Genomic DNA, 9,508 nt, shown 5'->3' on the forward strand with positions numbered 1-9,508 from the left:
GCACGGCGTGGACGTGCAGCCGGTCGCCCCTACGGGAGTCGGCCATCACGGCCGCGTAGCGTTCGAACGCGCGCCGCACGGCCCGTTGGCGCGATTCGACGACGCTCTCGCCGCAGCCGTGCACCGGGAACGGGCCGCCGGCCAGGCCGACCGGGTCGGAGACCATCACCTCGCTGACGAACAGCGGCAGCTGTTCGTAGTCGCGCTCGGTGATCTCCGCGAACACGCCGGTCCGGGGGTCGACGCAGTCCACCGCGCGCCGGGCGAGCTCCTCGTCGTCGACGGGCGGTGCGGCGGACAGGGCGGCCGGTCGGGCCGGGTCGTCGGGGACGGCGGGGAGTGCCAGCGGGTGCGGCAGGAAGGCGTGGGTCGCGGTCTCCAGCGTCTCCAGGTCGAACCGGACCAGCCGGTCGGCCGCCTGCCCCCGGTCAATGCCGGTCAGGTGGCGGAACGCCGCGAAGCAGAGCTGGTTGGCGACCAGGGCGACGGTCGGGCCGCGCAGGAAGTCGCTCGGCGCGAGATCCGGACGGTCCCTCAGGTCCGCGCCCGGCAGGTCCGGCGCGAGTGCGCACAGCCGCCGCCAGGCCGACTCCCAGGCGGTGGCGTCGCCGTCCTCGCCGATCACCGGGCCGATCCACGCCTCGTCACCGACCGCGACCGCCTGCGCGAACGCGGCGCCCGCGGCACGGGCGGTCCTCGGTAGCCGCCGGGCCCGCCCGATCATGGGCCGGTCGGCGACGTGCAGCACCATCGCGGCGCCGGCCGCGAGCCGGTCGTCGTCGACGGCCTCCAGGTGGGCGAGTCGCTGGTCCGGGTCGAGCGCCCGGGCCGCGGCCAGGTGCTCGGCGACGCGGTCCCGGTCGAACGGGGACTCGGGGAACGGCGCGACCGTCGCGGTGCGCACGCCGGAGCGCAGCTGCGCGTTGGTCAGTGCCTGCAGCAGCGGGCCCGCGCCGGTCAGGACGACGGCGGCCTCGCGGTAGCGCTCGAAGCGCAGTTCCGGCGAGTCCGTGAAGTACTCGACGAAGGCGATGTTCGCGGCGTAGGTCCTGGCGAGGTCGGCGGTGAGGGTGTGCGGGCGGTCGTCCAGGACGTTCTTGACGTAGCCCTTGCCCAGCAGCAGCAGGGTCAGTCTGGCCAGCGCGGCACGGCTCTGCTCCGGCACGGCCGCACACAGTTCGCCGAGGGTCCTGGTGCCGTCCAGCAGTGGCGCGATCCGCTGGATCCACTCGTAGGTCGACGCGCCCTTGAGCATCGATCCGCCCAGGTTGCTGCGGATGTACGCGCCCTCGGGCACCCGCATGACGTACACGTCACCACGCAGGCGCGGCCGGATCCGCTCGACATCGACGTCCATGACCACCGCTTCTCCAGGCAGATCCGATGACAGGTCAGGAGGAGGACCGAGAGCCACCCGGTCCTCGTACACGCACGCGCACCGGCTAGAGCACGGGTGCCGGATCGATCAGCACCCCGGTCAGGTGCAGGAGCAGCACGGGCAGCAGCAGCAACAGCTGCTGGCGCCGCCGGAAGCGGACAGCTCGGTCAGGCCGTAGCCGGCCGTCACCGACGCGGGCACCACCTCGCCCAGGTCGACGAGCTCGAAGGCGCCGTCGTCCAGCACCAGGTCCTCGAATCCCTCCATGTCTTCACACCCCCCCTCGTGTTCCGGGTGACGGTTCGTCACAGTGATTTCACTTCGGGCAGCACCTCGGAGCAGAAGAGCTCCAGGGTCTGCCCAGCCTCGGCGAGCGGCATCGCACCGAAGTCGATCTGCCACAGGATCTGGTCGACGCCGCCGATGTGGTCGTTGAAGGCACGGATCCGGTCGACGACCGTGGCCGGGGATCCGACGATCGCGCCGCCCCGGGTGAAGAGCTCGGTGGGCTTCAGGCCGCGCAGCATCCAGCCGAACCCGGAGTAGCCGCGGTAGGCGGTGGACTCCCTGCGGTCCCAGGCGTTCACGGCCAGGGCCCACACGTCCAGGTAGCGCCGCAGGTGGGTCTCGGCGATCCGCTCCGCGCGGGCGTCGGTGTCGGCGACCACCAGGGGCAGGCTGGCCGCGACCCGGGGGCGGAGCCCGGTGCCGCCGTGCGCGGCGTGGAACGCGTCGCGGTAGAGGGTCAGGTGGTCGCGGAACTCGTGCGGCGAGATCAGCGGGGTGATGAGCAGCCCCAGCCCTTCCGTGCCCAGCCAGGTGAAGCTCTCCGGGGTGCGCACCGCGGCTCCCCAGGCCGGCGGGTGCGGCCGCTGGGTGGGCCGGGGCAGGCCGGTCACGTCGCGGTAGGAGAAGAACGGCGTGTCCTCGCTGACCTCCTCCTCGGTCCACAGGCGCAGCACCGCCCGGACGGTCTCCCGGAACCGCTCGGTGCTCTCCTCCATGGGCAGGCCCAGGGCGTCGAACTCGTCGGGCAGATAGGCCCGGGCGAATCCCACGTCCAGCCGGCCGCCGCTGATCGCGTCGACCTGCGCGGCTTCCGCGGCCAGTTGGATCGGGTGGTGGAACACCGGCAGGACGCAGCCGGTCATCAGCCTGACCGACGCCGTCCGGGCGGCCACCGCGGAGAGGAATCCCAGCGGGCTCGGGCAGTAGCCGCCGTAGTGGTGGAGATAGTGCTCGGTCATCTTGATGGTTTCCAGGCCACCGAGCTCCGCCCGGACGGACAATTCCAGCGCGTCACTGAAATAGGCCTGCGGGGATTTCGTCTCGGGCGTGCAGTCAGGTAGGAAGGAAAGCCCGAAGCGCACCGACACCACTCCTTGGACCGGATCTCCGGGAATTTCCTGGATATCCGTGCGATCGACGTCTGCGGCGGTCGTCCACCCGCTCCGGGCCCGCTGGCATGGAGACTTGGCCAGTTGGCGTGGGGCGGGGGATCCGGGCCGACGCTACATCGAGCCACCGGAGCCGTCAATGTGCACCATCCGATCCGGCCGCACCGGAAAGCATTTCGACTCGCGGCCGGTATCCTCCGGGATACTTACGCTACAAATCGCGCGTTATTGACGGCACCACCGCGCGCTGCGACCGTGTGTAGCCGTTGCCGACTGCACGGATTGGTAGCCATGACCTCCACCTCGCCGGCCGGGGCGGCCGCGAAGAAGAAGACCGTCCAGCTCGTCGAGTTCACCGCAATGCACGGCGTCCGGTACAGCGTCACCCTCGGCTATTTGAAGGCCACCGCGGTCGCCGACCCGGTGCTCGACGACGCCTGCGAGTTCCGGATCAGCGTGCGCGAGCAGAGCGGCGGCGAGCGGGCCGTGACCGAGCTGCTGGACTCCTGGGACGAGCCGTTCGCCGTCGCGCTGACGGTGTTCTTCTGGAACCGCGCCCAGTCCCTGGAGCTGGCCCGCCGGGTGAAGGAGCGCTGGCCGGACTGCCGTGTCGTCCTCGGCGGGAACGACGTCAGCCACCAGCAGGACCCGCTGTTCGCCGAGGCGCCCTGGGTGGACGTGCTGGTCCACGGCGAGGGCGAGCTGCGGTTCCGCGATCTGGTCCGCTGCTTCCTGGCGGGGGGCGAACTCGCCGGTGTCCCCGGCATCAGCTACCGGTCCGACGGCGCCGTCGTCACCACCCCGGACGCGGACCGGATCACCGACCTCGAGCAGGTCGTCTCGCCGATCCTGACCTCGGTCTACTCCGACGAGGAGATCGCCGGCTCGTCGATGATCGTCTACGAGACCAACCGCGGCTGCCCCTACAAGTGCGCCTTCTGCTACTGGGGCGGCGCCACCAACTCCAAGGTGCGCCAGTTCGACCTGGAGCGGATCTTCGGCGAACTGGACCGGCTCGTCCGGCTGATGCCGACAGACGCCACCCTGTTCATCGCGGACGCCAACTTCGGCATCGTCGCCCGGGACCGGCAGATCGCCGAGCACATCGTGGAGCTCACCCGCCGCCACGGCAAGCGGCTGGTCATCAGCACCAACTGGGCCAAGAACGGCAACGACCGCATCGTGGAGATCGCCGGCATGCTGCACGCCGCCGAACTCACCGGCGCCATCACGCTGTCCGCGCAGTCCTTCGACCCGGACGTGCTGAGGATCGCCAACCGCGCCAACATCCGCACCGACCACTACCGCCGGCTGCTGTCCCGGTTCCGCGCACTGGACGTGCCGACCTACACGGACCTGATCTGGGGCCTGCCCGGCGAGACCTACGACTCCTACCTCGCCGGGGTCGAGGAGGTGCTGACCGCCGGCGGCTCCCCGGTGATCTATCCGCTGCTGCTGCTCAACAACACCGAGTACGCGCGGGAGACCTTCCAGGACGAGCACAAGCTGACGACGCGACGGATGCCGTGCGACGTCACCAACCCCGAACTCGTCGCCGAGGTCGTCGTCGCCCACGACGGCATGACCGCCGACGAGTGGGTGCGCGGGATGGCCTTCCGCGTCTCCATGACGCTGTTCCAGAAGATCCTGCTGCGCTGCGCCCTGCGCGTCGTCCACGCCACGACCGGCGTGCGCACGGTCGACCTCTGCGAGCGGCTGTGGTCGTTCCTGCTGGAGGACTGCGCCGACCCGTTCCTGCGCGCCGTCGCCCGCAACGTCGCCGCCGCCCACCGGGAGCCGGCCGACCTGGACGCGGCGCTGCTGCGGACGGTCATCGGCGACCGGGTCGTGGTGCCCGAGGAGGTGCACTTCCAGGCGCTGCTGTGCCGCGCGGCCGGCACCGAACGCGCCGCGAAGGAGTTGCTCACGGCCGCGGTCGACCGGCTGTGCGAGGAGCTGGCCGCCGCCGGGCACCGGATCGACCGCGCGCTGGTCGACGGCGCCCTGACGCTCGACCTCGCGGCGACGACGATCCTGCGTGCCAACCTGCGCGGCACGCTGGACGAGGCGGAGTTCGCGGTGCCGCGCAGGGCCTGGGACCTGCTGGTGGAGGCCGGGGACGTACCCTCCGGTCTGGACGCCGGCGGCCGCGGTGCCACCGTGCGGGGCACGGTGTGGGCGCCGCCGCGCTGGGTCCACTACCCGATCAGCGTCTACGCGCTCTCCATCTGGCACGGCACCGGCCGGCCGTTGCACGACCTCCGGTTCGCCCTGTCCTCCGGGCCGGCCCCGGGGCCGCTCGTCCCCGCCTGAGGGCCCGACGCGGGCACCGACGAGGGCACCGCCGCTACAACCAGCCGCGCGACAGTGCCGTCCTGGCCGCGTCGGTGCGGTTGCGTGCGCCCAGCTTGGCCATCGCGGTGGACAGGTAGTTGCGCACGGTGCCCTCGGCCAGGCACAACCGCGCCGCGATCTCCGCGTTGCCCGCGCCGTCCGCGACCGCGCGCAGCAGTTCCCGTTCCCGGTCGGTCAGCGGATCGGCCGCGTCCCACGCGGCCACCGCGAGCTCCGGCGCGACCACCCGCTCACCCGCGTGCACGCGGCGCAGCGCCGCGGCGAGTTCGCCGATCGGCGCGTCCTTGAGCACGTAGCCGGCCACCCCGGCGTCGACCGCGCGGCGCAGGTAGCCGCTGCGGGCGAAGGTGGTCACGATCAGCACCCGGGTCGGATCGGCCGTCCGGTTCAGCTCCGCAGCCAGGTCGAGGCCGGTGCGGCCGGGCATCTCGATGTCGGTCACCAGCACGTCGGGGCGGTGCTCGCGCACCGCGGCCAGGGCGTCGTCGCCGTCCGTCGCGGTCGCCACCACCGTGATGTCGGGCTGGAGGTCCAGCAGGGCGGCGAAGGCGCCCAGTACCATGCCCTGGTCCTCGGCCAGCACCACCCGGATCACCGGGCCGCCGCCCCGAGCGGAACGGTGATGGTCAGCGTCGTGCCGGCCGAGCCGCTGCGCTGCACCGCACCGCCGAGCTTCGCGATCCGCTCCCGCAGCCCGGTCAGCCCGGTGCCCTCCGGCGCCGAGCCGCCGATCCCGTCGTCCGCGATCACCAGCCGTACCCTCCTGTCGTCCGCGTCCAGTCCGATCCGGCAGTGCGTGGCCCGGGCGTGCCGGGCCACGTTGGTCACCGCCTCGCGCAGCGCCAGCCCCAGTTCGTGCTCGACCCCCGCGACCAGCCGCAGCCCGTCCTCGCAGTCCACGCCGAGGCTCACCCCCGTCCCGGCCAACGCCCGCCGGGCCGCCTCCAGTTCGCTGCGGACGGTGGTCCGCCGCCAGCCGGTGACCGTGCTGCGCACCGCGGCCAGCGCCTCGCGGGCGTTGCGTTCGATCTCCTCCGCCTCGGCCCTCGCCCGTTCCGGGTCGACGGGCACCAGCTCCTTGGTCAGCTGAGCGCGCATCACCACGGCGGTCAGGGAGTGCCCGAGCAGGTCGTGCAGGTCGCGCGCGATCCGCTCGCGCTCGGAGAGGGTCGCCAGCAGCTCGACCTGCGAGGTGCGAAGCCGCTCGTTCTCCCACTCCTGCCACCGGTCGCGCTGCCGCAGTTCGAGCAGCCCGATCACCCAGATCAGCACCGACGCCGACACGAACCCCCACAGCCGGTAGGGCATCGGCACCCGCGAGACCGCGGCGGCGGCGCCGTTCAGGACGGTCAGGGCCGCGAACCACGGCCGCGCCCCGCGCCACGACAGGGTGTCGCCCGCGACCGCCGCTGCGTAGACGAAGAGCACGCTCGCGTTGGTGTTGAACGGGGTGGCCAGCGCGCCGATCGCCGCCATGGGGACGATCGCCGTCCAGACGTGGCGCGCGTCCGGGCCGCGCAGCAGCTTCGCCGCGTACAGCGCGGCCGTGGCGGCGCACACTGCGGTCGCCAGCGGCCACTCCCACCACGCCGGACGGGGCGAGAAGTACGGCTGCGCGGGCACGAAGAGCAGATAGCCGAGGTGGACCCAGTCCCAGGTCCGCAGCCGGCCGGCGCGCGACCCGGGCGCGGTGGCCCGCGGGGCGGTCACGTCCGGGCGTGGCGGTGGGCCAGGGTCGCCAGTCCGAGCGCCGCCGCCGTCGTCACCAGCAGGGCGAGGACGTGGATCAGCACGCTGCCCCCGCCCAGTTGGGCGAGCCCGAGTCGGGCGAGGTGGTACGTGGGCAGGAACTCGGCGATCTGACGCACCGTCCGGGGCAGCAACTGGATCGGGATCCACAACCCCGACAGTACCGCCAGCGGGAAGAGCAGCGCATTGAGCAGCGCGATCGTCGCGTTGGGGCGCAGCCGCAGCCCGACCGCCACGCTCACCAGCGTGAACGGCACGGTGCCCAGCAGCAGGACCGCCGCCAGCCGCACCAGCTGCCACACCGAGGCGTGCAGGGTGCCGAAGGCCGCGGCCGCCACCCCCATCAGCGCCAGCACTCCCACCGCGTACAGCAGAGCGGCCGCGGCCTTCGCGGCGAGGCTGATCCCGATCGGCACGGCGGAGACCCGCCTCGTCCGCAGCCAGCCGAGGTCGCGGTCCTGCGCGACGCCGATCCCCGGTTGCAGCGCGGCCACCGTGATCACCCCGTAGGTGCCGAAGGTGGCCACCATCGCCGTTCCGGCCGGCAGCCCCTGGGTCACCCGGTGGCCGTAGAGCAGGTTGAACAGCACGAAGAACCCGACCGGCATGAGGATGCTGAAGAACAACGAGGTGGGCTCGCGCACGATCGCCCGCAGCTCGTCCCGCAGCTCCACTCCGAAGACCCGTGCCGTCGTCGCGCTCACCGTGCCGCCTCCGCCCCGTCCGTCAGCGCGAGCACGGCTTCCTCCAGGCCCGCGTCCTGCACCCGCAGCTCCGACAGCTGCCCGTCCCGGTCCAGCAGCACCCGCAGCAGGTCCTCGGGCGAGCGCGTCTGGATCCGCATCAGATCGTGTTCCGCGGTGACCGAGAGCACGCCCGGCACCTGCCCGACCTCCCGCAGGTCGAGGCGGGTGCGGACGGTCACGGTGCGGTCGGGCAGCCGCGCCACCAGCTCCTCCGGGGGCGCGTCGGCCAGGATCCGGCCCCGGTCGAGCACCACCACGCGGTCCGCGACCGCGGCCGACTCCTCGATCAGGTGCGTGGTCACCAGCACCCCGGCGCCGCGCGCCCGGCGCAGCGCCAGGATCTGCCAGAAGTGCCGCCTGGCCGCGGTGTCCAGGCCCACGGTCGGCTCGTCGAGCACCAGCAGGGCCGGCTCGGTGACCAGGGCCATCGCCAGCTGCACCCGCTGCTTCTGACCGCCCGACAGCCTGGGCACCCGCCGGCGCCGCAGCTCGGCGAGCCCGAGTTCCGCCAGCACCGGCTCGGCGGCCGAGGCCCGTAGCCCGCCGCGGACGGCGGCTCCGGTCACCAGCTCGCCGACGGTCAGCGTGTTCGGGAAGCCGGGCGTCTGCTGCGCCACCCCGAGCCGCCGCCGGGTCGCCGCGCGGCGCGGATCGCCGTCGAGCACCCGAACCGTCCCCTGCTGGGGAGCGAGCAGCCCGACCGTGAGGGCGACCAGCGTCGACTTCCCGGCGCCGTTCGGCCCGAGCAGTGCGACGCACTCCCCCGGGTCGACCCGCAGGTCCACCCCGTCCAGTGCGAGCGTCCCGCCGTACCGGTACCGCAGCCCTTCGGCCGTCATCACCGCCTGTGTCGTCCCCATGGCCGCCAGCCTCGCGCTTCGGCGCTCCGCTCCGGTAGTGATGCCGCGTCACCGGCCGCGAATGACAATTGTCAACGGCCGTCCCCCGGCCGCCGCCTTCCCCGGTCGACGCTTTCCCCGGTCGACGTGAGCGCCCGGTGCGCGGCTCGCGCGAGAGTCGGCTGTCAGTGGTCTGCAGGTGGTCTGTCGCCCCCGGGTGGAACTCTGGAGTGCGGGCGGCGGCGTTCCCGGGCCGTTGCTCACCACGCGCACGAACCGCCGGGACGACAACGACGGAAGGGGAGTCGACCATGGACCGGTCGCTGGTCGCACGCATGCGGGAGTACTTGAACGCCGGCCTCGCGATGGACGTGGAGGCGCTCGACGTCCTCTACGACCCGGGCTTCGAGAACATCCGGGTCGACGAGGCGGGTCAGGTCGCGATCCTGACGAAGGAGCAGTTCATGACGCGCTTCCGCACCCTGCGGGACCAGGGGCAGCGGGTGGGCGAGGACATCGACGACGTGCGTTTCCTCGCGACGAGTGAACACGGTGACCAGGGAACGGTCGTCATGCACCGGGTCCAGCACGGCGTCCCGATCCGGTACGGCTTCGTCTGGCGGCGCGAGGACGGACGGTGGACCACGCTCCTGCGCGAATTCACCTTCGAGAAGGACATCTCGCCCCTCCTCCGGATCATGAAGTCCGCCGAGACCGGGACGGCCTGAGCGCCGGATTGCCGCGGCGGGGGCGTCCCGGCACGTCGGGAAGATTGACATGCCCGGCGCCCCCTCCCATCATGGGAGCGCTCCCAAGCCCCATCCGCCGCACGCATCGTCGACGGTCGACGCGGCACCGCACGCCGCACAGCCCCCGTCCACCGTCCCGCCCGCGGCGCGCCCCCGGGCCGGCGCATCACCCGGGAGGAACACGTCATGCCGTTCCGCAGCAGACCAGACGGGCCCCGCCGCCCCCTCGCCGCGACGGCCTCGGCCGCCCTAGCCGTGGTGGCTGCGGCACTGCCGCTGGCCGCCCCCGCCGCCG

Annotated in this window: 8 protein-coding genes and 1 pseudogene; 2 read left to right on the plus strand and 7 right to left on the minus strand. The window is 72.8% G+C overall.

Features of this window, described 5'->3' with window-relative positions; genetic code table 11:
* The 3 genes and pseudogenes from ABZ641_RS17795 to ABZ641_RS17805 form a co-directional block, all read right to left on the minus strand.
* Nucleotides 1-1,357, minus strand: a pseudogene (locus ABZ641_RS17795) (hypothetical protein); the annotation flags it as partial.
* Nucleotides 1,358-1,477: 120 nt separating this feature from the next.
* Nucleotides 1,478-1,645: a thiomuracin/GE37468 family thiazolyl RiPP peptide gene (locus ABZ641_RS17800; RefSeq protein ID WP_153464076.1), complete on the minus strand. Its 168-nt coding sequence runs from the start codon at nucleotides 1,643-1,645 to the stop codon at nucleotides 1,478-1,480.
* Nucleotides 1,646-1,683: 38 nt separating this feature from the next.
* Nucleotides 1,684-2,757: an LLM class flavin-dependent oxidoreductase gene (locus ABZ641_RS17805; protein WP_359982856.1), complete on the minus strand. Its 1,074-nt coding sequence runs from the start codon at nucleotides 2,755-2,757 to the stop codon at nucleotides 1,684-1,686.
* Nucleotides 2,758-3,066: 309 nt separating this feature from the next.
* Here ABZ641_RS17805 and ABZ641_RS17810 point away from each other — a divergent pair, with 309 nt between their 5' ends.
* Nucleotides 3,067-5,088, plus strand: coding sequence for a radical SAM protein (locus ABZ641_RS17810; RefSeq protein WP_359982859.1), 2,022 nt, complete (start codon nucleotides 3,067-3,069; stop codon nucleotides 5,086-5,088).
* 34 nt (nucleotides 5,089-5,122) lie between these two features.
* Here the strand turns inward: ABZ641_RS17810 and ABZ641_RS17815 are convergent, their stop codons facing one another.
* From ABZ641_RS17815 to ABZ641_RS17830, 4 genes are read right to left on the minus strand one after another with little or no spacing between them, the layout of a single operon-like run.
* Complete coding sequence (locus tag ABZ641_RS17815) at nucleotides 5,123-5,725, minus strand: response regulator transcription factor (protein WP_344623360.1); 603 nt, start codon at nucleotides 5,723-5,725, stop codon at nucleotides 5,123-5,125.
* Nucleotides 5,722-6,840 (minus strand): sensor histidine kinase, encoded by a 1,119-nt coding sequence (locus ABZ641_RS17820; protein ID WP_344623361.1) that lies wholly within the window; start codon nucleotides 6,838-6,840, stop codon nucleotides 5,722-5,724. The genes ABZ641_RS17815 and ABZ641_RS17820 overlap by 4 nt, the downstream gene beginning before the upstream one ends.
* Nucleotides 6,837-7,583 carry an ABC transporter permease gene (locus ABZ641_RS17825; RefSeq protein WP_344623362.1) on the minus strand — a complete coding sequence of 249 codons (747 nt, stop codon included), beginning with the start codon at nucleotides 7,581-7,583 and terminating at the stop codon, nucleotides 6,837-6,839. Before ABZ641_RS17825 ends, ABZ641_RS17820 begins: the two co-directional genes overlap by 4 nt.
* On the minus strand, nucleotides 7,580-8,485 hold the full coding sequence (locus ABZ641_RS17830) for an ABC transporter ATP-binding protein (RefSeq protein WP_344623363.1): 906 nt from the start codon (nucleotides 8,483-8,485) through the stop codon (nucleotides 7,580-7,582). The genes ABZ641_RS17825 and ABZ641_RS17830 overlap by 4 nt, the downstream gene beginning before the upstream one ends.
* 290 nt (nucleotides 8,486-8,775) lie before the next feature.
* Here ABZ641_RS17830 and ABZ641_RS17835 point away from each other — a divergent pair, with 290 nt between their 5' ends.
* A complete protein-coding gene (locus ABZ641_RS17835) occupies nucleotides 8,776-9,192 on the plus strand; it encodes a hypothetical protein (RefSeq protein WP_344623364.1) in 417 nt (138 codons plus the stop codon).
* The last annotated feature ends 316 nt before the right edge of the window (nucleotides 9,193-9,508 follow it).

Origin of the sequence: Kitasatospora sp. NPDC007106, assembly GCF_040634455.1 — a bacterium.
Taxonomy (GTDB): Bacteria; Actinomycetota; Actinomycetes; order Streptomycetales; family Streptomycetaceae; genus Kitasatospora; species Kitasatospora arboriphila.